Origin of the sequence: Shewanella sp. K8, from assembly GCF_028823715.1 — a bacterium.
GTDB lineage: Bacteria > Pseudomonadota > Gammaproteobacteria > Enterobacterales > Shewanellaceae > Shewanella > Shewanella algae.
Genome location: NZ_JAPEHY010000001.1, coordinates 267,521 through 292,303, shown reverse-complemented (window position 1 = coordinate 292,303; position 24,783 = coordinate 267,521). Strand labels below are relative to the sequence as shown.

The following is a 24,783-nucleotide window of genomic DNA, read 5'->3' as shown; positions in this document are numbered from 1 at the left end:
CTTGAGCCAAGCAGCAACGGCAGCGACAATGAGCCTCTTCGTCAAGCAAGGATCTGCTATGAATCTCAAGGTCTTTTTACTCACTCCCCTGTTGCTGGCCGGCTGTCACTCTGAGGGGCAACTGCCAATTCAGGCTGACGAGCTGGAGCAAATCCACTGCCGGGAAGTAAGCGATGACAATAGCGCCCTGGGTTATTACCTCGAAGGCTGCGTTGACGGATACCGAGGTGAACCCTTCAACGGCATTGCCATTTGGGGAGCGCCGGATCGCCCCAGCTATAGTGCGGCCCAGTTCAAGGATGGCCTGCGGGACGGCTACAGCTTCAGCACATCCGCGCCGCCCGAGCGTCTGCTAAGCCAAAGCGCCTGGTATAAAAATGGCAAGTTGCACGGCTGGCAGCTGAACTTTCAATACCAGCAAACCCAATTACGCAGCCGGGAATTGTTTCAAGACGGTGAGCGCCAAGAACTCTGGCTCTACGACAACCAAGGCCAACTCGACAGTTTCAAGCGTTTCGACCAGGGTAAAGTGGTTGAATCCATCTCCTACGAACAGGGACGGGAGCGGATGAAACAGTTCAAGCGGGACGGCGAGAAACTCACCGTCTGGAAAAGCTATTTTCCCGATGGTTCATTAAAGAGCTTCAGTGAACATCTGGATGAAGAAAATCTCAGAAAACTCAAGGAACAAGGCTACTACGCCAACGGCCGACTCAAGTTGGACTACCTGTTCGACCGCCGGCAGCGCACCGCAGTGCAGCACACCTTCTGGCGCAATGGCCAGCGCCAGTCCGAGCAACATTATGGTTTCTTTCCCTCAATAGCCGCCGACGGCATCTGGCTCAGTTATTGTGAGACCAATGGCGCCTTGAGCAAACGTACTCCGTTCCGCCGAGGCGCCAAGCAGGGTGAGGAGCAACTCTTTCACTGCAATGGCCAGTTGCAGGTGAGCAAACGTTTCGACCAGGACAAGCTCATACCACAGACCCTGAACTACTTTGATGAGCAGGGGCGCAACTATCTGCAGGAAGAGATAGGCACGAACGGCAAGGTACTGCATACCCGGGTCTATGATGAACAGGGTAAACTAATCTACCAAGATTGACATAATATTCAATCAGTTGGGCTTATCATCCAAAGATAATAAAGCTCTTTTTCAAATGCGGCTTGCTTATCCCGGCACTGAACTTTAAAATATCTTCACATCAAGATACTTTAAGAAAAGAAAATGCCCTACCTAATTGCACTCCTTGCTCCCGTCTTCTGGGGAACCACTTATGCCCTGGTCAGCCTGTACCTGCAGGATATGTCCCCTTTCTGGGTCGCCGTCTGGCGTGCGCTACCGGCCGGGATCCTGTTATTGCTGCTACGGCCCAAGCTGCCTTCGCTCGCCTGGAGCAAAATACTCTTGCTGGCATTTTGTAATATCGGCGCCTTCTTCGCCCTACTGTTTATGGGCGCCTACCGCCTTCCCGGCGCCGTGGCCGGCACCCTGGGGGCCACACTGCCACTGATGTTTCTGCTGCTGGCCTGGCTGCTCGATGGCCAAAGACCGGCATTGAAGTGGACCTTGCTGGCACTGCTGGGACTGAGTGGAGTGATGTTGTTGCTCAATCCTTCGGCCAATCTGGATCTGATTGGTGTACTCTGCGCCCTGAGTGCCACTCTGTTGGTAGCCCAATCATCCCGCTGGATGCAACGCTGGCAAACCGGCGATCTTCTGGTATTGACCGCCTGGCAGTTGTTGCTCGGCGGCTTGATGCTGATCCCGCTGGCCTGGACAGTAGCCGGGGCACCCACACTGCCCGAGCCCAAGACCTGGCCCGCCATCGCTTGGCTGGCCATCTTCAGCACGGCGCTGAGCTACTGGGCCTGGATCTGGTCCATCAAACATCTGGGACCGCAAATCATGGGCATGATGGCCTTGATCAACCCTGTGGTGGCTGTCTCGCTCGGGGTGTTTTTGGTCGGCGAACAGCTGGACAGCTATCAATGGCTGGGGATCGGCCTGATCATGTCATCACTGTTGCTGATGAAACTTCCTGTCCCGGCCATCTGGTATCGCCTGCGCCCCAGCCGGCGCTGACACTCACCTGACATAAGAACCCTGTTTGGCCCCTGAAAAAGGGGCCAAGGGTTCGGCTTAACTGAATTTGGCAAAATAAGGAGATTGACCATGATGCAGTTTCTGGCAGAACCACAACTCAATGCAGTCCAAGCCGCGGACGATGGGAGTCCGCGACTAAAGATGTCTGCCAACAAAGATAACACCAATGCCGCCAACAGCATGTTTGAAGGAGATGGACTATGAGCTCATCAAAATGGCAGCCTGTGTGGCTGATCCTGACCTTGATTATTCTCGGCCTCAACCTGCGTCCCAGCATGGCGGCCATAGGCCCACTGCTGGAGGCTATCCGGGCTTCCTTGCCCCTCAGTTACAGTTCCTTGGCACTCCTGACCATGCTGCCCGTGATGACCATGGGAGTCGCTATGTTTATCGGTGCCAAGCTGGCCGCCAAACTGGGAGAGCGCCAAACCCTGCTACTGTCGCTGCTACTTATTGGTTTGGCCAACCTGGCTCGGCTCTGGGCCGGCAGCGGCCTGCAACTACTACTGACCGCAATCATTGCCGGCTTAGGTATCGCCCTTATTCAGGCACTGCTGCCTGGAATGATCAAGCGCAGCTATAGCCAGCATATTGAGCGTTACATGGGGATTTACGTAACCGCCATCATGGGTGGAGCGGCCCTGGCTGCAGCCATTAGCCCTTGGCTTGAGCACAGGTTTGGTCATTGGCAGTCGGCGCTGGCCTTCTGGACTCTGTTGAGTCTGCCGGCGATGCTATTTTGGTTCTGGGGCAAACACGGCCTGCAACCCCAGGGCTTCAATAAGGCAGCAGCAAAGAAGCCTTCAGGAAAACCGGGAGTTAGCCCAAGTGTGGGCATAGGCAGCTTTAGCCGCATTCCCAGGGCCTGGCTGTTGGGGCTTTTCTTTGGCCTGAGTACGGCATCCTATACCTGTGTGCTCGCTTGGTTGGCGCCCTTCTTTATCGACTTGGGCTGGCAAGCCACTCAGGCAGGGCTATTACTGGCATTTCTGACGCTGATGGAAGTGGTCGCAGGCTTGTTGCTGCCGACGCTGGCGGCCCGCAGTCATGATAGAAGGCCACAGCTATTGCTGCTGCTCCTGTCTACGATTGGCGGTTTTATCGGGCTGGCGTTGATGCCACTAGCCCTGCCCTGGTTATGGGCTGCGCTGCTGGGTATAGGCATTGGTGGCCTCTTCCCCTTGAGTCTGATTGTCACTTTGGACCATCTGGACGACTACAGCCAGGCGGGACAACTGACGGCCTTTGTTCAGGGGATAGGTTACCTGCTGGCATCCCTGTCGCCTCTGCTGGCGGGTTATCTCAAGGACAGTTCCAGCAGCTTCACGCTTTCCTGGTTGCTGCTCGCGGCTGTGTCTCTGGGCATGCTGGCCATTGTCTGGCGCTTTGATCCCAAGCGCCACAGTCAACACTTCGCCCTGTTGGCCCACTGAGCCGATTTACCGGGTGGAAAATTGTTATCCACCCGGCACTCAAGCAGACTCAAATGAGGTAGAATGGCGTCCCTCTTGTGCCATTCTGCTGTCTAAGCAACATAAAGTGAATCTATCCAATCTATTCCAGCGCCTGCTGCAATGGCTACCTGATCGTGCCGATCTTCCCGAAGGCTTACGCATAGGGCTGCCCATGATGGCGGGCCTGTTGCTGTTTTCGTTTCTCGGCGACAGTGCCAGCGGCGTCAACGCCCTAATCTGTGCCTGGCTGGTCGGCGTCCAGGGCCGCAACCTGGCTTATCCCAAACGTGCAGGGCTGTTGAGCAAGTCGGCACTTCTGTGCTGTATCAGCAGTGCCCTGACCTTGCTGAGCCTGATCCACCCTTGGCTAGGGATCAGCGTACTCGGCGCCATAGGCCTGTTATATGGCCTCAGTTCCAACCAAAGAAAGTACATTCAGCTGCTGACCTACAACGCCGGCTTTTGCCTGATCTGCGGCCTGCATCTGCTGGAGTCGGGTACCGACTGGAAGATGTTGTTGCTCTCCAGCCTGTTCGGCAGCTGGTTGGCTGTCATCAGCGCCGTCATCGCCGGGCCCTGGATGGCGATACGTCAGGGCGAACAGCTGCTGGCCAGCGTGCAGCGCAAATTCGGTTTCTGGTGCAATATACTCAGCCACTCGGACGCCGCCAATGTCGGCCAGCGTCTGGCCTTGCGGGAGCAACTCGATGATGCTATTGCCGTGCTGGCCCATTGGCTGCTGGAAATGCCGGATAAAGCCGAGGTGCAACGCATCGCCCGGCAACTGGAGTCGAATCTTATCCTGATAGAAACTCTGGAGAGCATAGGCAGGCTGCAACAAAATGATGCCGCCAGCCCGGCACTGCAGCAGTATTTGGCCAATTTTGCCAGCGAACTCAAGACCCATAGGGAGCAAGGCACAGAGCCGACGCCACTGCCCTTGGGAGACAAGCCGCAACCTCTGCTGTTGGACGCCGCCAACCGCCTGGCCTTGGCGCTGGATCCCCAAAGACCGCTGGCAGCCGACTGGCGCGAGCGCCTGGGGCTTATCTGGCCTTCCGATGCCCAAAGCGTTCGCAGTCAATGGCGCAAGGCCTTGGTGAAACACTCGCGGGAATGGCATCACGGCCTGAGAATTCTGTTCACTCTGCTGTGTTGTCAGGCCGTGGTGGAACTGCTGCAACTGCCGCAGGGTTATTGGGTGACGCTCACCGCCTACATAGTGCTGATGGTGGCGCCGCTCGGGCAGTTGCAGGCCAGGATCTGGAGCCGCTTCTATGGCACTGTGCTCGGTTCTGTGTTGGCACTGGGGCTAATCTGGTTTCTGGGGGCCGGTAGCTGGTTATTACCGGCCACCTGCCTGAGTGCCTTTCTGGCCTTTGCCACCTTCTACAAGGCCAGATATGAGATTCATGTGTTCTGGCTCACCATGCTGATGGTGTTTGCCATCACCCTGCTACTGCCGAGCGATCCCTATATCGCCTTCTACCGGGCGCTGGACACCTTTACCGGTGCCTTGATGGCATTTCTGGCGATGCATCTGTTTATTCCCAGCTGGACCCGACGCTGGCTCGACAGCTATGTATGCCACTTTATCGAGCTGGAGCGGGCTTGGCTTGCCAGTATCAATACAGGTAAAGCCGATAATGCCCTGCGTTGGCAAGCCCATGCGGCGCTGAGACAACTGGGCCAAGAAGTCGGCTTTTTGAAGCTCGAGCCCAACACGGGCCAACGGGAGCTGCAGGACTGGCAGAGTTTTCTCTGGCTTGGGCTGACGCTGCACTGCACCCTGGTGTTGGTGGCACGCCAGCAGCAAAAGCAGCCGCTGCATCTGGCGGAGCAACAGCTGGCGGCCTGGCCCCAGCTGTTTCGCCAGCGCTTCTTGGCAACAGAGATGCACCAATCCGAGTCCGGGCCAGCGCCCAATTCAACAGATGAGACTACGCAACAGTCAGCAAAACAAGCTGAAGCGATTCCCGCCTGGGTTATGCAGGATATCGCCCATCTCTATGCCTGGCTCGACTGGCAACGTCCCTATGCCCTGAGCGGCAACACTCACGGCTGACAGGAGTCCAAGATGTACGATTTTGAATTTTACAATCCAACCCGCCTGCTCTTTGGCCACAGCAGCCTGGAGCAGCTGGACACTCTGGTGCCCAAGGATGTCAGAGTGCTCTTGCTCTACGGCGGCCAAAGCGCCAAACGCAATGGCACCCTGACCCAGGTCGGCCAGGTATTGGGTCAACGCATCTGCGCCGAGTTCGGCGGCATTAGCCCCAACCCCGACTACCACCAGCTATTGCAGGCGGTAGAGCAGATAAGGCAACAAAAGCTGGACTTTATTCTCGCCATCGGCGGCGGTTCCATCATAGATGCGGGCAAGTTTATTGCCGCCGCAGCGCCCTATCAGGGAGAGCCCTGGGAGATACTGGAAACCGACGGTCGCCACATTGACCAAGCTCTGCCGCTCGGTACTGTGCTGACCCTGCCGGCCACGGGCTCAGAGATGAATAACTGCGCGGTGATCAGCAATAGCGCTCTTGGCCTCAAGCGCTCCTTTCGTCATCCCTCGGTGTTTCCCCGCTTCTCTGTGCTGGCGCCACAACTGAGTTTCAGCCTACCGCAACCACAGATTGCCAACGGTGTGGTGGATGCCTTTGTGCACGTGACCGAGCAGTACCTGACTTACCCCGTCGACGCCAAGGTGCAGGACAGGTTTGCCGAAGGCCTGCTGCTCACTCTGATAGAGGAAGGCCCCAAGGCGCTGGCAGAGCCCGAAAACTATCAGGTGCGCGCCAATATCATGTTCAGCGCCACCATGGCGCTCAACGGCCTGATCGGCACAGGTGTTCCGCAAGACTGGTCGACCCATAAGCTGGGTCACGAACTGACGGTGCGCCACGGCCTGGATCATGCCGTGACCCTCGCCATACTGCTGCCGGCCATGCTGCGCCTGAGAAAGGTCGCCAAACACGCCAAGCTGCTGCAGTATGCCGAGCGGGTTTGGCAACTCAGCGATGGCAGCGAGGAGCAACGCATAGATGCAGCCATAGAGCTGACCCGGCAGTTCTTCGAATCCATGGGGCTCCAGACTCACCTCAGTGACTATGGCATAGGCCATGAGGCCATAGCGCCGCTGCTGGAGAACCTTGAGCGCCAGGGGCTGACCCAACTGGGGGAGGACGGCCGGGTCGACCTTGAGCTGAGCCGACAGGTTTTTCAGGCCAGCCTTTAAAGGCAGTGATTTTTGCCAATAAACAGGCTAATCTGAAGCAAGTTCACAACTGCATAACAAGGGAAGTCTTTATGCGTACTCTGATGATAATCAGCCTGGCATTGCTGTCGCTGGTTGCCCAGGCGACTGTCTATAAGTGGGTCGATAAAGATGGCAAGGTGCATTACAGCGATGAGCCCAACCCCCAAGCCCAGGCAGTGGAATTCACCGACAAGACCCAGAATCAAATAAGCCTGGAAACGCCTAAACCTCTGCCCGATCCCATAGAAGTGGAACAGGTCGGCTATGCGTTAAAGATACTTTCACCACAGCATGAGGAAACCATTCGCGATAACGCCGGTGATTTTCAGGTTCAGGTAGAGGTAGAGCCGGAGCTGGCTTCGGGTCATTTTCTGCAACTCTACATAGATGGCATCTCCTCCAGCGACGCTCAGCGCAGCAATCTCTTCCAGCTCAAGGACATCGACCGCGGCGAACACACACTGCAACTCAAGGCAGTGCAACAAAACGGCAAAGTCCTTGCATCCAGTAGTCCCATAACCATTTTTCTGCACCAAGCCGGACTGATGCAACCCGCCTTCCCGGCACCCGGGAAAGGCCCAAAGCCAAGTAACTAACGTTATTTCAATAAATTAGCTACTTTGCTTTTCGAGTTAGTCCACAGAGTTGTTGGCTTGCGGCCTGCACCGAATTGGTGCACCATTATGGTGCAATCCTGCTATGGGAAACTCAATGGACACAAATATCCTGCTCAATCATCTGGCAACTGCCGTTCTGGTCATCGACAGTGACCTGCTTCCCAGCTATGCCAACGCCGCTGCCGAGCAGTTGCTGGGCGTCTCCAGCCACAGGTTGCAGGAGCAGGTACTGACAGAGCATCTGCATGCCATAGGAGTTGAACCCAGAGTGCTGCAAAGCGCGGTGCTGGAACGTCAGGGGTTGACGGTCAATACCGCCCAGCTCATCAGCCTGGATGGCCAGCATCACACTGTGGATATGACACTGATCCCTCTGGAGCAGGGAGAACAGCTCAAACCCTTGAGCCTGTTGGAACTCAGACAGGTGGATCAGCAGCGGCGCATTCACCAGCAGTTGACCCTGGATGCCCAGCAGCAGGCGGCTCAATATCTGGTGCGCAATCTGGCCCATGAGATTAAAAACCCGCTGGGTGGACTGCGCGGCGCGGCGCAGCTCTTGTCCCGCGAGCTTAGCGAGCCGCAGCTCAAGGAGTTCACCACACTCATCATAGAGCAGGCCGACAGGTTGCGCGCCCTGGTCGACCGATTGCTGGGGCCGCAGAAACCATCGCAGCACAAGCTGCAGAATATCCATCTGGTGCTGCAAAAGGTGATCAGTCTGGTGAGTGTGACCCTGCCGCAACAGATACATCTGCGCCAGGATTACGACCCCTCGATTCCGGACTTGCCTATGGATGAAGATCAACTGCAACAGGCAATCCTCAACATAGTGCAAAATGCAGTACAAGCCTTGGAGCATCAGGGCGGCGATATCATGATCCGCACCCGCACTGCCCATCAGGTCACCATAGGCAACCAGAGACACAAGTTGGTGCTGGTGCTGTCAATCATAGACAACGGCCCGGGTATTGCCCCGGAACTGGTGGATACCCTGTTTTACCCCATGGTCACAGGCCGCAAGGACGGCAACGGCCTGGGGCTATCCATCGCCCACAATATTGCCAGGCTCCACGGCGGCCGTATCGACTGCGATTCGGCCCCGGGGCACACAGAGTTCAGCCTGACATTGCCGATCAACAACCACAGCGGCTAACAAGAGAGGAAACAATATGAGTGAACAGGTTTGGATCCTCGATGATGACAGTTCAATTCGTTGGGTGCTGGAACGGGCACTGCAAGGCGCCAAACTCAGCTGCGCCAGCTTTGCCGCCGCCGAGTCACTGTGGCAGGCGCTGGAAATCTCCCAGCCCAGAGTCATAGTCTCGGATATCCGCATGCCGGGAACCGATGGCCTCACCCTGCTGGAGCGTATCGGCCTGCATTATCCCCATATCCCGGTGATCATAATGACGGCCCATTCAGATCTCGACAGCGCCGTCAGCGCCTATCAGGCCGGGGCATTCGAGTATCTGCCCAAACCCTTCGACATAGATGAGGCGATTGCCCTGGTAGAGCGGGCGCTCAACCATGCCACAGAGCAGGCACCTGCGGCCGCCGAGCCTCAGGTCAAGGCACCTGAGATCATAGGCGAAGCCCCCGCGATGCAGGAGGTGTTTCGCGCCATAGGCCGTTTGTCGCGCTCATCTATCAGTGTGCTGATCAACGGTCAGTCAGGTACGGGTAAAGAGTTGGTTGCCGGGGCGCTGCACAAACACAGTCCACGCAAAGACAAACCCTTTATCGCCCTCAATATGGCGGCCATCCCCAAGGAGCTGATCGAATCCGAGCTGTTCGGCCACGAGAAAGGCGCCTTCACCGGCGCCGCCAATGTGCGTCAGGGCCGGTTTGAACAGGCCAATGGCGGCACCCTGTTTCTCGATGAGATAGGCGATATGCCGCTGGACGTACAGACCCGGCTGCTGCGGGTGCTGGCCGATGGCCAATTCTATCGGGTCGGCGGCCACTCTCCGGTGCAGGTCGATGTCAGGATCATTGCCGCAACCCACCAGGATCTGGAGCAACTGGTACTCAAGGGGGGCTTTCGGGAAGACTTGTTCCACCGCCTGAACGTGATTCGAATCCATCTGCCACCGCTATCACAGCGGCGGGAAGATATTCCGCAGCTGGCGCGCCATTTCCTGGCCAGTGCTGCCAAAGAGATTGGGGTAGAGGCCAAAATACTCACCCCGGAAACCGCCGCAAAGCTGCAGCAACTACCCTGGCCCGGCAACGTGCGTCAGTTGGAAAATACCTGCCGCTGGTTGACCGTGATGGCCTCGGGCCAGGAAATTATCCCTCAGGATCTGCCGCCTGAGCTGTTCAAGGAGCCCAAGGCACCTCAAGGCAGTGCCGGCCCATCCCAGGATTGGCAAAACGCCCTGAAATTGTGGCTGGATATGCGCCTGTCACAGGGCGAGAGCGATCTGCTGACCGAAATCCAACCCGCGTTTGAGCGCATCTTGCTGGAAACCGCGCTGGAGCATACCCAAGGGCACAAACAGGAAGCCGCCAAACGCCTAGGATGGGGCCGCAATACCCTGACCCGCAAGCTTAAAGAGCTGGCAATGGACTGACCCCTGCGTCGGGAACCTTCCCGCAATAAAAAAGGATGCCGTTTGGCATCCTTTTTTAACTGAGCAACGATATCAAAACTGCCAGTGTAGCCCCAACGCCAGGTTGGACATGTCTGTGTCCAGATCGCGGGCGCCATAATTGAATTCAGAATCCAGCTCTACCTTGAGCATTTCATAACCCAGACGCAGATGTAGGCTCTCTGTCAGAGCGGCGTCCAGCCCCAAACCATAAAGCCAACCATAGCCGTCAAAATCCTCTTCCCAGTAACCGTTATCGACACGCACCAATCCGCGGGCAATACCCGCCTTGGCATAGAGGGAAAAGGTGTCATTAAGCTGCCAAGTAAACTTGGGCGCTATGCTGGTGTAACCGCTGAGGATATCCAGATTGTCGCTATCCAGGTTGTCTGCCACCAAGAGGTTGGCCTCGAGGGCAAACCAGGAGTTGAACCGGTAACCACCGTAAGCGCCGAAGCCTACTCCGGACTCGCTGAAGTTACTATCCTTGAGCTCAAGCTTTCCCTGGCCAATCTGGCCGCCTACATAAAAACCTGAGTCGTCCTGAGCCTGAGCCAAAGGTGCGGCCGCCATAGAGACCACTAAAGCCAGTGCTGCTTGTTTCATTGATAAATCCTTTTAGCGATTGAAAGTCGCAGTGATATTAATAGAAACAAACAGTTGCAACAATATTGCTGCAAAATTAAACCCTTTTTGTCAGCAGGCGTTCAGCCAGAAACCCTAATGTGCCATGGCCGCCCGCTACACAGGATCCTGGTGAATGATCACCTCGGCATGGTCAAAGTCGGCGCGGATCCGCTCGCCTGTGGCCACAGCTATGGCATGGGCCTGTTGCAGGCTCAGGTCTTTGTCCAGCTCCAGATGCAGTTGAATAAAGGTGGTCTTGCCCGCCTGACGGGTACGCAAGTCATGAATGCCACGCACTTGAGTATCCTGCTCGGCCAATTGCCGAATACGCAGCCGGGTTTCATCATCAAGCTCCCGGTCGAGCAAGGCCTGAATCGAGCGATACCCCAGCGACCAGGCTTGTTGACCTATGTAAAGGGCGATCAATACCGCAAACAGACCATCGGCCCACCACCAGCCGTATTGCGCCAAAACCAGCGCCAACAGCACGGCACCGTTGAGAAACAGATCTGACTTATAGTGCAGGGCATCGGCCTCGACCACTGTACTCTTGGTGGCCGCCAGCGCCCGTTTCTGCAGCATGACCAAGGCCAAGGTCAGCACTATGGCAATAATGGACACCACAACGCCCAAAGTGGCATGGGTCAAAGGCATGGGGTTGACCAGGCGCTCGCCGCCGTGAAACAGCAGCAGGAATGCCGTCCCCATAATAAAGGCCGATTGGGCTAAAGACGCCAGCGGCTCAGCCTTACCGTGACCATACCTGTGCTCCTGATCGGCAGGCACCAAGGCATAGCGAATGGCAATAAAGTTGACTATAGAAGCCAGGGCATCAGCAAAGGAGTCGGTCAGAGAGGCCAGCATACTGGCCGACCCGGACCAGAGCCAGGCGGCCAGTTTTATCAGGATCAGGGTAATCGCGGTCGCCACTGCGGCGCGGCTCGCCAATTTAACCCAAAACTCGTAGCGGGAAGTCGTTGTCATTCAAGGGCTCAGCGGTCGGGAGTCACTGAGCCCATAGTAGCAGATTTAATCCTGGATAGGCTCAGGGCGCTCACCACGTCTATCCATACGCTCCTTGAACTTGGCTTGTTGTTCCGGAGTCAGCAGGTTATAGATCTGGTTGTGCAGCTTCATCCGCTCCAGCATGTGTTGTTCACGCACCTGCTGACGCTGCTCGATAATCTCTTTGGCCTTGGCTTCATCGAAGTTGCCTGAGGTCATCAGTGCCTGCATTTCGGCTCTGTGCGCTGCACGGGTTTCCTTGTCAGGACGTGACATGCTACTTCTGTGCTGGTCCATCAACGCCTTAATCTCTGTTTTCTGGGCGTCGGTCAGGTCCAGACCTCGTAGGCCAAACATGCCGAAATGGCCCTTGCCGCCTTTCATATGGTGATAGCCGCGCTCGCCCTTCATGTGATGATAACCACGGTCGCCGTCACGGTGTGGGCAATCGCCGTAGCCGTTACCGGCTTGTGCCGCGCCAGCCATCAGAGTGGTGCCGGCAATCAGGGCCAGCAAGCTTGCTTTGATTGAAGTCTTCATAAGAGTATCCTCGTTCTCGGTCGGGAAGTATTTGACGTCTTCCAGTCTAGTCCTCTATGTGTAAGTGTGGGTTCAAACTGAGTAAAGCACTGTAAAGCTTGGTTATCCGGGTTGAAGATCCGTATCTTTACCCAGACTTACACAGCTAAACCGCAGTTGACTCAAAAGCGGGTATACTCGGCAGAGAGAAATTGTGTGAGGCGTATAAATGAGCCGGATTTTATTGATAGACGATGACCTGGGCCTGGCCGAACTCTTGGGGCAATTACTGGAGCTGGAAGGCTTTGAGCTGACACTAGCCCATGATGGTCAGAGCGGCCTGGAACTGGCGATTGCCAATGATTACGACCTGATCCTGCTGGATGTGATGCTGCCCAAGCTCAATGGCTTCGAAGTGCTCAGGGAACTGCGTGGCAAGAAACAAACCCCTGTGCTTATGCTTACCGCCCGCGGTGATGAGATAGACAGAGTGGTTGGCCTGGAGATAGGCGCAGACGACTATCTGCCCAAGCCTTTCAATGACAGGGAACTGGTAGCCAGGATCCGCGCCATCATACGCCGCGCCAATATCACCCCGCAGGACATTCCCCAGAGCGGTATTCAAACCATAGGCGATCTCAGCCTGGACTCTGCCCGTCAGGAAGCCTATTGCAATGAACAGTTATTGCTGCTGACCGGCACTGAGTTCAGCCTGCTCTATACCCTGGCCAATCAAGCCGGTGAACTGATAGGTAAAGACGAACTGAGTGAAACCGTGCTGGGCAAAAAGTTGATGCCCTTTGACCGCAGCCTGGACATGCACCTTTCCAACCTGCGCAAGAAACTGCCGGAACGCAGCGACGGTCGTCCCAGGGTCAAGACCATACGTGGCAAAGGCTATATCTGGATCCCCTGATGAAGTCATTTTCCCTGCCCAATCGCCTCTTTATCAAACTGCTGCTGGGCTTTTGGCTCTGCAGCAGCCTGATCATTCTTGCTGTTGGCATGCTGCCGCTGCTGCAGCAAAACCATGACAGGGCCCCAATGCCGCCTAAACTGCGGGAGGTCTTGTCTCAGGTCGCCGATGAGCTGCAACAGGAACCGGCCAAGTTGAATGGCCGCTTTCTGCACCATTGGGAGCGCAGACGCAGCATGGAAGGCAAGCCAATTCGCATCTATCTGGTCAATGTGCAGGGACAGATAATCAACACTCACAGAGTGTCCAAAGGCATGCGCCGCTTTATGTTGATGGCGGAGGAAGCCAACGCACCCATTTCACACCAGTTTCGCGATGAACTGATATTCGGCCCGTTCGATTTTAAGGTTAACGGCACCCCCTATGCCCTTTATGGCCGGTTGCCGGATCACCACCCCATGCCCTGGTTCTTTTTCTTTATTGAACACAAGTTACTGACATTGTCGCTGGCGATTCTGCTTTCAGGGTTGCTCTGTGGTTTGTTGGCCTGGCACCTGGGCAAGCCGCTGCGTTCGTTGAAACAGAGTGCCAACGCTCTGGCGCTGGGGCAATTGAACAGCCGGGTCGACGATGCCACGGCCGGACGTCACGACGAAATCGGCGAACTGGCTCAGGCCTTCAACAGCATGGCGGCCGCCATCGAAACCATGGTCAATAATCAGCAGCGACTGATAAGCGACATCTCCCATGAGCTGCGAACTCCGTTGACCAGGCTGCAATTGGCGCTGGCTCTGGCGCGCAAGAAGGGGATGGCCGGAGATGAAGCCGAACGTATCGCCTATGAGGCCGACCAACTGGAAAAAATGATTGCCGAGCTGCTGGAGCTTTCCCGGGTGAAGCTCAAGGCACAGGATAACAAGCTGAAGGTGGGGTTGGCCGAATCACTGAGCCAGGTACTGGACGATGCCGAATTTGAAGCCGAACAGCAGCAAAAGGAACTCAGCATCCTGATACCGGAAGAGCTGGAGCTGCCCATCTACCCAAGACCGCTATCACGGGCGATTGAAAACCTGCTGCGCAACGCCATCCGCTACTGCCGTACCCAGGTAAATATCTGCGCCGAGGCCAAGGGGCCATGGGTAGAGATAAGCATTACTGACGACGGCCCGGGTATTGAGGAGTCTGAGTTGGAGGCTATTTTCAAGCCCTTCTATCGACCGCATTCAGCCAGGGAAAGAGAGAGTGGCGGTTGGGGGCTGGGATTGGCCATTGCCGATGCCGCAGTGCAAGCCCACGGCGGCAAAATCCAGGCAAGCAATCGCGTCCAAGGTGGGCTCGAGGTCGTCATCCATTTACCACACGCCTGAGACCTTCAGGCTCATACTCCAGACTGGGTTGGCGGCTTAGCCAGGCGGCAAACTGTTGCTTGGAGGGGCTGCGCTTATCTGAGTGCCCCATCAGATGGATCAGCGCATAACTGAACTGGTAATAGAGCTGTGGGTCGTCGTGGGCCTTGCAGGCATCGTCGGTATTGATCATGGCGCCACGCAGATAACTCATCACCAGCTCGACCCGATCGAATCCAGGCACCTCTCCCACAGCGGAAATGGTCTTGGCATTCCACTGCATATATTCATCGAAACGTCTTTCACAACCATGCCGATAAAACTCGGTCGCCAACAACAACAGAGCTTGATTCGGCATTATCCGCTCAATGACAAATTTATTTGTCGACAAGACTTCATAGAGCCGCTGACAATGATGAAATATAAACCTTTCCAGAGGGTCTTTATATTGTATTTCATCCTGTTTGGCCTGCTTGAGCCAATACTCATATTCACTGCAAGCTACTGCCACCATGAGATCGGCTTCTGTAGTGAAATGATTATATACAGTGCCTTTGGATATTTGGCTGGCTTCAACAAGATGAGAACGACATAAACCAAAAGTCTTCTGTCCTCTTAAACAACGTTGCGCCACTTCAACCAAATAGTTTCCCCGTCGTTCCCATTTTCCCATTGGCCACTCCTGAGCAAAGCTTAAATACAAACTCTCCCAACTTCACAATAAAATAGTAACAAGCTTTCTGCGACTGCGATATTGAGTAATACTGATACCATTATGAGTCACGCCAATAGCCAATGTTAAAAATAGAATTGCTCGAGAGTTTTATTGCTGTGGCCGAATGCGGCAATTTATCCAAGGCTGCAGAAAAAGTCTGTCGCACCCCGTCGGCATTGAGCTTACAGATCAAAAAGCTGGAAGAAAGTGTCGGTCAACCGCTGTTGCTCCGAGACAATCGAGGCGTGGTGCTGACCGAATCCGGCAATACCCTGCTCAACTACGCCTATAAGATGATGCAACTCAACACCCAGGCCCTGGATGAGCTGAAAGACTGCCAGAATCGCGAAGTGATTCGCCTTGGCGTTCCCACAGATTATATTACCTATTATCTGGACAACTGCCTGCTGGAATTTGTCCGTGAGTTCACCTGTATTGAGTTGGTCATAGACACAGATGTCAGCGGCAATCTGTATAAGCGGTTGCATCAAGGGGAATTCGACCTGATAGTGGCGACCCATTGGCAGCCTCCGGTGCAGGGAGAGCTCCTGTTCGAACGACGTTTTCATTGGGTGGCCGCCAAGAACGGCAGTGCTCATAAACGGGAAACGATTCCCATGGCACTTTACCCGGAAAACTGCCCCATCAGAGCTCAGGTGTTTGCCAACCACCAACTGTCGATGCGGCCCATCAATGTGCTGCTTTCTACCCCCTCTCCCCAAGCCTTGTGCATGGCGGTTGAAAATGATTTGAGCATAGCTCCGATTGCCGAATTCAGGATCAACGACAAGATGCAGATCCTCGATCCCATAGAGCATGATCTCCCTCCCTTGCCCGTGTTTAATGAATCTCTCTATCTCAATCCGGAGAGCCAGACTGAAGCCTGCAATCAACTCATCGCCCTGTTGAAGGCCAATCTCAAAAATAGAAACACGACCGTAGAATAAGATGAAAGCCGGCTAATGCCGGCTTTCATCTTGATTAACTACCACTTGAGCTTACTCAGATCGCACTGAATGGTTTCGCCCTTTTTGGCCGGTGTGCCCGGCTGCTGCACTGATTCACACAAGAGTGTTGTACCATAGTCATTGCGTTTGTCGTGGGCATTGCTTCTGGCCCAAACCGAGACTATCGCTCTCTCTTCCGGCTTGGCTTCACAGCTGCCATCAACATCGAAGGCATGGATGGTGTTCTGGTGAAAATACAACAGGGGATCGCGTTCGCTGCTGCCGGAAAGCCACATGGCATCGACATTGGGTTGCCCGGCATCGAAGCGGACCCGGCGCATCTTGTCATTCTCTTTTACAGTTTCCAACAAAGGTGAATCGGCTTTAATTGCCAGGCTCTTGAACTGATTGGTGCAAGCCGGCAGCCTCATGTTGTAGTACATTTCAGAAATGGCATGGTTGTGAAACGGGTAAAGAGTATCGACCGACTGTACTGTCATACCTACTTCGGCGCCGACTTTCTCACCATTGATGCTGTCAATTCTCAGTAGTCCCCAGTGACCGAAGATCTCTGCATAAGCATAACCGCCACGAACATTATTGAAGTTCCTGTCATTGCGCTTGCTTTCTTCGGCATACATGGGGAACCAACCGGCAGCGGCCCACAGGTTGGGCAAGGCGTTGGCGCTGATGTCATAGGGGAAAGCCGATGGCATCTTCACCTCATCACCTGTGACCATTTTGTAGAAGTTATCAGTAAAGATTTTTCCCTGCTTTTGCACCTGTTTATTGGTGACTTTCTGCTTGAAGAATTCATTAAAGCTCATGCGTTTCGCCCACTGAGCCACGGGGGATTTTTGCTCCAGTTCCCCACCTGGGCTGTAGATCCAATTGACATCACGGCGAGCCCCGAAACAAGTTTTGGCACTTTGAGGATTGTGCAATACCTGATAGATATTTTTCACCATCAGCTGCATATCGCGGCGATCCATTACACAGAACTTTTGTCCACCGGCGCTGGTGTCGTAAATAGCCTCATCCGAGTTCAGGCAATGAGCTTGCTCGCCATTGGTGAGCGCCTGGGCAAAGCCATTTAAATAACGCAAGGTTTCATCCCAGAGAATATCGATATATTTTTGATCTTGTTTGGAATACTCTGGCGTTTCACCCAAACAAACAAAGCTTGCATTTTCAATATCAGCCGGGTCTAAAAAATCCGGTAACTTTTCTGCCATCGCTGTATTGGAAATCAGCAGTGAAATTAGTATTAGCTTCTTATTCATCACCTGGAACCTCAATTATATTTAGAGTAAATATCAGGCGAAGCATATACTTGGAATCCATTCCAAAAATGTTGTCTGAACACAGGCAACAAAAAAGATAACAGAATGAAAAAGAGTTGTGAGCCAGCAAACAAAAAAGGCCCACTTGTGATCAAGTGAGCCTATCATTGAATTAAAACAGCAGTTGCAGGGACTATTTTAATCAAAGATATTTACGGGTCATGCTGCCGGTGGAGGAAACTTGAGGCAGCATATAAACCCTTTCATTATTCCTTATGTTTATCGTATTTAAAGGTATGGCAATTACTGCACAGAGGTTTTTTAGGCTGGTGTTCACCATGGCACTCAAGACAAGGCAGGTCTTTACCATAATGCAAGTTGTCATGGGGATTTTGCCATCTGTCCTCACCACTGCGGGCTGTCTTTTTTGCCAGCTCATCGACATCGTGGCACTTCAGGCAGGCACCATCTGAAGGGTACTGCTTAAGCCCTTGGTCGTGGCATACCTTGCAATCCTTGCCTATCACTGCCTTGTGATAATCGCGCTGCTGAACGGCATGAACCGATACCGAAGTTAGCCCTGCCAACAGCAGTGCCCATACTAAGTTTGCTTTCTTCATTATTGAGTCCTCTCTCACCGTTCAATTCAGGCTTGCATCATGCTGCGGGCCGCAGTCATACCCATCACCATACATTCGGGGATAGAGCAGCTTCCCAGGCGGCTAACGCCGTGGATGCCGCCACAGACTTCCCCTGCGGCATAGAGTCCGGCAACCGGCTTACCTGTGAGGCTGTCTTTGACTTCAGCCTTGGTATTAACCTGAACTCCGCCCTGGCAGTAGTGCACCTTGGGCCATAGACGCACCACAGTGAAAGGCGCTTCAATATACTTATCTTTTGCCTTGGTCATATTCTTGCCAAACTGCTTGTCTTCACCGCTCTTGACGTAGCGGTTGTACTCTTCGATTTGTGCCTTGAGTGGTTTCAAAGGCACCTCAAAGTGCTTGGCCAGTGCCTCCAGTGAGTCAAACTTCCACCCCACATTGTATTTGAGCACCTTGGCGGTATTGGGGTGCTGTTTGGAGTCCTTGTAGCTGGTGATCAAGATAGGTGGCAGCGGTTCTCCCTTGGCGTCGCGACAGGCCAACTCGGCATCGGCGCGGGTCTTGCGGTCGGCAATTTCATTCATAAAGCGCTTACCTGTCATGCGGTTAATCGCAATTGAATGAGGGAAGTTGAAGATGGAATAGTTGGAAACATAGCCAAAACCGCCCTCATCGGGAGAGGCCCAGGGCCCGGACTGAATATGTGCCAGATGCACAGGCACAGCGCCGAGACGGAACATCTCCAACATACCTTCACCTGTGGCGCCGGGAGTATTGGTACAACCCACTTCATGGGTCAGAGTCGGATCCTGCGCCATTCGCAGGCCGATATTCTGGGCAAAGCCACCGGTTGCCATCAAGACACCACGCTTGGACTTGATATACACCAACTTGCCAGAGTCCTCTTCGCCGAAGTAATAACCCTGACGCATCTTCACCCCTTCGACGCGACCATCCTTGCCGAGGACAAAGCCCTCAAACTTGGAGCGGTTATGGGTCTTGACTCCGATACGCTGGCACTCTTTATACAAAGGCTGGGTAATACCTGCGCCGCAACTGACCGCGGTTTGATAAGTACGGGCAACCGAGTGACCACCCAATTGTTGCAGGTAAGGATGGTATTCGGCGCCGGCATCCAGGGTCATCTGCAAGGCTTCCACCGCGTGTGAAGCCACATGACGCAGCAGTTCCTCATCGGCGATACCCCGGCCCGATTTCAACTGATCGGCAACCATCTGTTCTACTGAATCCTTGACACCTTCCTGTTGCTGCATAGGTGTACCCGGTGCGGCGAACAAGCCACCGTTAATGGCAGAGTTACCACCGAAATAAGGCATTTTTTCAAAGATATGCACATCTTTGGCGCCTTTGCGGGTCGCCTCAATGGCCGCTGCCAAACCGGCAAACCCTGAACCGATAATCAGCACTTCAACTTCTTTATCCCAACTCACATCCGTGGCTTTTTCCGATACAGCCAACACGGGAGCAGCCACGGCAACTCCGGCAGCGGCGCCAACGCCCTTAATAAAGTTACGGCGTCCCAGCAGATCTACTTTGCTCATCTGTCATCACCTTTTTCGTTTTAATCGACACTGGCATCTTAGGGATGGAATCAATTCCAAAACGGGAGTTAAGCGTCAGTTGCTTTTTAAACAAAAGGGCAACATTTAAAAATGACATCTGGCTTGGGTTTTAACCGCAAAGCTGGACAAGTGACATTTTTTGGAACGGTTTCCAAACTTCGCCACAGCCCACAAGACAGGCAAGAAATCAGGGGGAAATGAGAGCGACTGATAAACCGCTATGACTTTGGCTCTTTCTCAAACTCAAAAGCTAATCTAAGTCAAAGTTAGCCAAGCACCGACTCAATAAGAGGGAATATCAACAAAAAAGCTGGGTTGGAGCCGTATTGTTGGGGCCTAACTGTATTCAGGACAAGTCACAACAAACTGTTGGGGGCCCAGAGGCCCCCTTTTGTAGGCGAGGATCAGCCGACTTTAATCAGAGTGCGGCCGCTGATTTCACCTTTAACGATTTGCGCTGCGGCCTCGGGTACCTGCTCCAGAGTGATTTCATGGCAAGCCTCTTGATAGTAACTCTCAGGCAACAGAGCCACTATCTGCTCCCAGGCAGCGCGGCGTTTGGCGGCCGGGCACTGCACCGAGTCTATTCCCAGTAGGCTGACGCCACGAAGAATAAAGGGCATTACCGTGGTTGGCAGGGCAAAGCCACCCGCCAGGCCGCAAATCGCGGCAACCCCACCATAATTCAGCTGTGACAATGCGCTGGCCAGCACCTTGTTCCCTACGGTATCCACTACGGCGGCCCAGCGCTGCTTATCCAATGGTCTGGCATCCTGCTCAAGCTCGCTGCGCTCAATTAAATCGCTGGCGCCAAGCTGCTTGAGCCAAGCCGCATTCTGCTCCAGGCGACCTGTACCGGCGACAACCTTAAAGCCGAGTTTAGCCAGCAGCGTCACGGCCACCGAGCCGACCCCACCACTGGCACCTGTTACCAGCACCTCGCCATCTTCCGGTTTGATCCCAGCTTGCTGCAGCGCTTGTACACACAGCATGGCCGTGAGACCGGCGGTGCCTATCATCATCGACTTGGCGGCTGTGCAACCCAGTGGCATAGGCACCAGCCAGTCACCCTTGACTCTGGCACTCTCGGCCATACCGCCCCAATGATTTTCGCCAACGCCCCAGCCGGTGAGGATAACCTCATCGCCTGGCTCATAATCCGGGTGGGCTGACTCCCGCACCACACCGGCAAAGTCGATACCCGGCACCATGGGGAATTGACGGATAATCTTGCCAAGCCCGGTTACCGCCAGGCCGTCTTTGTAGTTCAGTGAGCTGTAGGCAACATCGACCAGGACATCCCCCTCAGGCAGATCGCTGTCCTCCAATTGGGTTATCTGGGCCTGGGTCCGTTTATCGTTTTGGGTCAATACGAGTGCCTTAAACATGATTACCGCTCCTGCTGTTGAAAATATGGATTCAAGACTAGTGGAAAAACCACCGCCGAGACATCGGATAATTCGCAGAGTGTCGAGGCGTGCAACTCATGGGCTATTTCGAGGCTTGGTTCACATTCAATAATCCCAATCTGTTGCACTGGCCTCAATCATTGACTGTACTACTGCGAGTATATTAACAAAATATCAACATCTAAAACTACTTCAGCGCCAACGCCTTAAGCTTACGGTATAGGGTGTTTCGGCTAATCCCCAAACGGCGTGCCGCTTCACTGACGTTACCATTGCAGGCCAGCCAGGTGTCGCGAATTTGCGTCTGCATTTGGCTGTGCAGATTGTTGCCCGGCGCGGGTGCCAAGCCGGCAATCGCCTCTTCTGCAGTACCCAAGGTCTGCTGCAGGCTCTCAGGCAGCGTTTGCCAGTTGAGTTCAGGGAACTCTTCGGCCATCAAACAGGCTACCTGCATCAGGTTATCCAGCTCCCGTAGGTTTCCCGGCCAATGATATTGCAGCAATCGCTGCTCCAGCACAGGACACAGGCTCTGGGGCCGAACTCGATAGCGCTGGTGCAATTTGTGGATCAGACGCCGCAGGTCGCTTCGCTGGCGCAATGCAGGCAGTGTGACCTGCAAGCCATTGAGCCGGTAATAGAGATCGGCGCGAAAGGCCCCCTGCTGCACCAATGCTGGTAAGTCCATATGAGTGGCGGCAATCACCTGAATGTCGACGCTGTGTGCCTGATTACTGCCAATGGGCACCACCTCGCGCTCCTGCAACACCCTAAGCAAACGGCTCTGGGCCGCCAGGGGCATCTCGCCTATTTCATCCAGAAACAGGGAGCCCTGGTGCGCCTGACGTATTTTGCCGACATATCCCTGCCTGGAAGCTCCGGTAAAGGCACCCGCCTGATAACCAAACAGCTCTGATTCCACCAGCTCCGCCGGGATCGCGGCGCAGTTGACCGCCACAAAAGGCTGCTGATGCCTGGCACTTTGCACATGCAGCTGTTTGACAAACTGCTCCTTGCCCACTCCGGTTTCCCCCAGGATCAGCAAAGGGATATTTCGTGCCAACACCTTACGCGCCTGCTGCCAGGCTTGCTCCAACCTGGGTTCTTTAAAAGCTGCGCTGCTTTCTCTGCTCTGGCTTTCTCTGCTCTGGCTCGCTCGAACCACAGGCTTGGTATGTTGAGGCAGCTCCAACGCCTGGGTTCTGAACACCAATCCCTGCTGCAAGCGGCCGCTGCCCCGGCTCAATACCTGAGGGGACAAGGCCTGATGAATTTGGCCCAGGTTGATGCCTTTGAGCAACTGCCTTGCCATAGGGTTGGCGCCCAGCACCCGTCCATCAAGGTCGAGCACCAATACGCCTTGCCAGCCTGAATGCAACAGGGCTTGTTGCGGCGCCAGATCCAATCGAACAGCAGCGCCGGGGAGTCGGCACAATAAGGCCAGCTCCAACTGCTGCGCCAAACTGGACACCAAGATGGCTGTCTTTGGGGTATGGATTTGCTGCTCACTGGTGATATCCAAGGCTCCCAGCAACTCACCGTCCGGGGAAAACAGCGGGCTGGCGGTGCAACTCATAAATCTGTGGCTCTTGATAAAGTGCTGCTCACCGATAACCGAAACACACTGGCGTTCGCTGAGTGCCGCGGCTATGGCATTGGTCCCCTTGTATTGCTCCATCCAGTTGACCCCGGTATCCAGGGCAATATTGGCAAGCTTTTGTGAGTAGCGGCTCACGCCCCAGTGATGCAGCACAAAACCTTGAGGATCCGAGAGGATGAGCCGGCTCTGGGTTCGCCCCATAAGTTGATTGAACAGTGGCAGTGCACTGTGCTCCACGGCTTGCAGCAGCCGGCCATGGCGCTGGCGCCGCTCATCAAGGGCTGCAGTATTGAGCCTGAGTTCATCGGGTATGGCGGCGGGATTGAGCCCGGCCCCCTGGCAACGTTGCCAGGAAGCTGATAACCAGGATTGGGAATGGGTCTTGAGTGTCATAGCCCTGCTCCATTCTGGTACACCTGTGTGTACCTTTTTGCCACAGTTTGCGCGATAGACAACTCGAGTACCCGGCACCACGCCAAGATACAGCAATCGCAAATTTAGTTTTTCATCATACTGTTAGCACAATAAATGAACAAGCAGGCTCACACTGGCCCGGCCTTTGCGTTTACCTGAGCCAAGGCCGCTGTGGCCGAACAGATAAATACAAGAAAAATCTTTCAACAAGACGAGGAAACTCACCATGATTTATGCCCAACCCGGCACTCAGGGTGCCCTGCTGCAGTTCAAGGATAAGTACGACAATTTTATTGGTGGAAAGTGGCTCGCGCCGGTTGGCGGACAATACTTTGATAACCGTACCCCGGTCACCGGCGAAGTCTTCTGTCAGGCCGCCCGCTCTGACGCCCGGGATATCGAGTTGGCGCTGGATGCGGCCCATGCCGCCAAAGAGAGTTGGGGCAAGACTTCAGTCACCGAACGGGCCAATCTGTTACTGCGCATTGCCGATCGAGTAGAGCAGAGGTTGGAGATGCTGGCAGTGGCCGAAACCTGGGAAAACGGTAAGGCGGTCAGGGAAACCCTCAATGCCGACTTACCCCTGTTGGTGGACCACTTCCGTTACTTTGCCGGCTGTATTCGCGCGCAGGAAGGCAGCGCTGCCGATATTGATGCCACCACGGTCAGCTATCACTTTCCCGAACCTTTGGGCGTGGTTGGGCAGATCATTCCCTGGAACTTTCCACTCTTAATGGCGGCCTGGAAGATAGCCCCGGCACTGGCGGCCGGCAACTGTATCGTACTCAAGCCAGCGGAGCAGACACCGGTTTCCATCATGGTACTGCTGGAGCAGATTCAAGATTTGCTGCCTGCCGGGGTGCTTAATGTCGTCAACGGCTTTGGCGCCGAGGCGGGTCAAGCGCTGGCCACCAGCAAACGCATCGCCAAGTTGGCTTTCACGGGTTCAACCGAAGTGGGTTACCACATACTCAAGTGCGCCGCCGAGTCACTAATCCCCTCGACCGTGGAGCTGGGCGGGAAATCCCCCAACATCTATTTCGCCGATGTCCTGGAACAGGAAGACGACTATCTGGATAAGGCGGTCGAAGGCATGTTGCTGGCCTTTTTCAACCAGGGTGAAGTCTGCACCTGTCCCAGCCGGGTACTGATCCAGGAGTCCATCTACGACAAATTTATCGAGCGGGTCATCGCCAGAGCCCAGGGTATCAAACAGGGAGATCCGCTGGATACCGACACTCAGGTCGGCGCTCAAGCGTCACAGGAGCAGTTTGATAAGATTCTCAGCTATCTGGAAATTGGCCGCAATGAAGGCGCCAAAGTACTGCTTGGCGGTCAGGCCAACAATCTGCCGGGCTCCCAGAGTCAGGGCTATTATGTTACCCCGACAATACTCAGTGGCCATAACCGGATGCGGGTATTTCAGGAGGAGATCTTTGGCCCAGTCGTTGCTGTAACCACCTTCAAAGATGAAGCAGAAGCTCTCAGCATTGCCAACGACACTCAGTATGGTTTGGGTGCCGGCGTCTGGACCCGGGATATGAATCGGGCGCAGCGGATGGGGCGGGGGATCCAGGCAGGACGGGTCTGGATCAACTGCTATCATGCCTACCCGGCACATGCCGCTTTCGGAGGATACAAAAAGTCAGGTATCGGCCGGGAGACCCACAAAATGATGCTGTCTCACTACCAAAATACCAAGAATCTGCTGGTGAGTTACTCCACCAGTCCCTTGGGTTTCTTCTAAACCAAACACAGTAAAAACAAGCCCGGCTTCTGCCGGGTTTTTTAT

Annotated in this window: 22 protein-coding genes; 13 read left to right on the top strand and 9 right to left on the bottom strand. The window is 54.6% G+C overall.

Annotation, left to right across the window (positions count from 1 at the left end; translation table 11 throughout):
- Positions 1-58: 58 nt before the first annotated feature.
- From ON072_RS01335 to glnG, 9 genes are all read left to right on the top strand, one after another.
- Complete coding sequence (locus tag ON072_RS01335) at positions 59-1,105, top strand: toxin-antitoxin system YwqK family antitoxin (protein WP_208123913.1); 1,047 nt, start codon at positions 59-61, stop codon at positions 1,103-1,105.
- Between the two features lie 123 nt (positions 1,106-1,228).
- Positions 1,229-2,086, top strand: coding sequence for a DMT family transporter (locus ON072_RS01330; RefSeq protein WP_025889910.1), 858 nt, complete (start codon positions 1,229-1,231; stop codon positions 2,084-2,086).
- A gap of 90 nt (positions 2,087-2,176) precedes the next feature.
- Positions 2,177-2,311 carry a hypothetical protein gene (locus ON072_RS01325; RefSeq protein WP_260849186.1) on the top strand — a complete coding sequence of 45 codons (135 nt, stop codon included), beginning with the start codon at positions 2,177-2,179 and terminating at the stop codon, positions 2,309-2,311.
- Positions 2,308-3,540, top strand: a complete 1,233-nt coding sequence (locus ON072_RS01320; RefSeq protein WP_274625922.1) for a cyanate transporter — start codon at positions 2,308-2,310, stop codon at positions 3,538-3,540. Before ON072_RS01325 ends, ON072_RS01320 begins: the two co-directional genes overlap by 4 nt.
- Before the next feature lie 106 nt (positions 3,541-3,646).
- Entirely contained in the window at positions 3,647-5,626 is a 1,980-nt protein-coding gene (locus ON072_RS01315) for an FUSC family protein (RefSeq protein WP_274625921.1), read from the top strand.
- A gap of 12 nt (positions 5,627-5,638) precedes the next feature.
- Positions 5,639-6,796, top strand: coding sequence for an iron-containing alcohol dehydrogenase (locus ON072_RS01310; RefSeq protein WP_208160230.1), 1,158 nt, complete (start codon positions 5,639-5,641; stop codon positions 6,794-6,796).
- 71 nt (positions 6,797-6,867) lie between these two features.
- The gene (locus tag ON072_RS01305; protein ID WP_044735432.1) at positions 6,868-7,413 is read left to right on the top strand and encodes a DUF4124 domain-containing protein; all 546 of its coding nucleotides are present in this window, start codon (positions 6,868-6,870) and stop codon (positions 7,411-7,413) included.
- A 115-nt stretch (positions 7,414-7,528) separates the two neighbouring features.
- Entirely contained in the window at positions 7,529-8,587 is a 1,059-nt protein-coding gene (glnL, locus tag ON072_RS01300; RefSeq protein WP_025010772.1) for a nitrogen regulation protein NR(II), read from the top strand.
- A gap of 16 nt (positions 8,588-8,603) precedes the next feature.
- Positions 8,604-10,007 (top strand): nitrogen regulation protein NR(I), encoded by a 1,404-nt coding sequence (glnG, locus tag ON072_RS01295; protein ID WP_044735433.1) that lies wholly within the window; start codon positions 8,604-8,606, stop codon positions 10,005-10,007.
- A gap of 72 nt (positions 10,008-10,079) precedes the next feature.
- On the opposite strand, the gene ON072_RS01290 is transcribed toward glnG, so the two are convergent.
- From ON072_RS01290 to ON072_RS01280, 3 genes are all read right to left on the bottom strand, one after another.
- Entirely contained in the window at positions 10,080-10,631 is a 552-nt protein-coding gene (locus ON072_RS01290; RefSeq protein WP_144220891.1) for a porin family protein, read from the bottom strand.
- Between the two features lie 135 nt (positions 10,632-10,766).
- A complete protein-coding gene (gene fieF, locus ON072_RS01285) occupies positions 10,767-11,636 on the bottom strand; it encodes a cation efflux pump FieF (protein WP_025010771.1) in 870 nt (289 codons plus the stop codon).
- Positions 11,637-11,681: 45 nt separating this feature from the next.
- On the bottom strand, positions 11,682-12,197 hold the full coding sequence (locus ON072_RS01280) for a Spy/CpxP family protein refolding chaperone (RefSeq protein ID WP_101059633.1): 516 nt from the start codon (positions 12,195-12,197) through the stop codon (positions 11,682-11,684).
- A 208-nt stretch (positions 12,198-12,405) separates the two neighbouring features.
- Between ON072_RS01280 and ON072_RS01275 the strand changes: the two genes are divergently transcribed.
- Both ON072_RS01275 and ON072_RS01270 read left to right on the top strand, forming a co-directional pair.
- Positions 12,406-13,092, top strand: coding sequence for a response regulator (locus ON072_RS01275; protein WP_025010769.1), 687 nt, complete (start codon positions 12,406-12,408; stop codon positions 13,090-13,092).
- The gene (locus ON072_RS01270; RefSeq protein ID WP_274625920.1) at positions 13,092-14,459 is read left to right on the top strand and encodes an ATP-binding protein; all 1,368 of its coding nucleotides are present in this window, start codon (positions 13,092-13,094) and stop codon (positions 14,457-14,459) included. The genes ON072_RS01275 and ON072_RS01270 overlap by 1 nt, the downstream gene beginning before the upstream one ends.
- On the opposite strand, the gene ON072_RS01265 is transcribed toward ON072_RS01270, so the two are convergent.
- Positions 14,437-14,952 carry a TetR/AcrR family transcriptional regulator gene (locus tag ON072_RS01265; RefSeq protein ID WP_370628954.1) on the bottom strand — a complete coding sequence of 172 codons (516 nt, stop codon included), beginning with the start codon at positions 14,950-14,952 and terminating at the stop codon, positions 14,437-14,439. The two genes, ON072_RS01270 and ON072_RS01265, sit on opposite strands and share 23 nt — an antisense overlap.
- A gap of 281 nt (positions 14,953-15,233) precedes the next feature.
- Here ON072_RS01265 and ON072_RS01260 point away from each other — a divergent pair, with 281 nt between their 5' ends.
- The gene (locus tag ON072_RS01260) at positions 15,234-16,100 is read left to right on the top strand and encodes a LysR family transcriptional regulator (RefSeq protein ID WP_025010766.1); all 867 of its coding nucleotides are present in this window, start codon (positions 15,234-15,236) and stop codon (positions 16,098-16,100) included.
- A gap of 38 nt (positions 16,101-16,138) precedes the next feature.
- Here ON072_RS01260 and ON072_RS01255 read toward each other — a convergent pair whose 3' ends face one another.
- The 5 genes from ON072_RS01255 to ON072_RS01235 form a co-directional block, all read right to left on the bottom strand.
- Positions 16,139-17,383, bottom strand: a complete 1,245-nt coding sequence (locus ON072_RS01255) for a hypothetical protein (protein ID WP_274625919.1) — start codon at positions 17,381-17,383, stop codon at positions 16,139-16,141.
- Between the two features lie 266 nt (positions 17,384-17,649).
- On the bottom strand, positions 17,650-18,003 hold the full coding sequence (locus tag ON072_RS01250) for a cytochrome c3 family protein (protein ID WP_107111398.1): 354 nt from the start codon (positions 18,001-18,003) through the stop codon (positions 17,650-17,652).
- Between the two features lie 26 nt (positions 18,004-18,029).
- Positions 18,030-19,550 (bottom strand): flavocytochrome c, encoded by a 1,521-nt coding sequence (locus ON072_RS01245; RefSeq protein ID WP_044735440.1) that lies wholly within the window; start codon positions 19,548-19,550, stop codon positions 18,030-18,032.
- Positions 19,551-19,975: 425 nt separating this feature from the next.
- Positions 19,976-20,959, bottom strand: a complete 984-nt coding sequence (gene acuI, locus ON072_RS01240) for an acrylyl-CoA reductase (NADPH) (RefSeq protein WP_107005790.1) — start codon at positions 20,957-20,959, stop codon at positions 19,976-19,978.
- A 208-nt stretch (positions 20,960-21,167) separates the two neighbouring features.
- Positions 21,168-22,970, bottom strand: coding sequence for a sigma-54-dependent Fis family transcriptional regulator (locus ON072_RS01235; RefSeq protein ID WP_274625918.1), 1,803 nt, complete (start codon positions 22,968-22,970; stop codon positions 21,168-21,170).
- Between the two features lie 247 nt (positions 22,971-23,217).
- On the opposite strand from ON072_RS01235, the gene exaC reads away from it, so the two are divergent.
- Entirely contained in the window at positions 23,218-24,738 is a 1,521-nt protein-coding gene (gene exaC, locus ON072_RS01230; protein ID WP_044735443.1) for an acetaldehyde dehydrogenase ExaC, read from the top strand.
- Positions 24,739-24,783 lie beyond the last annotated feature (45 nt).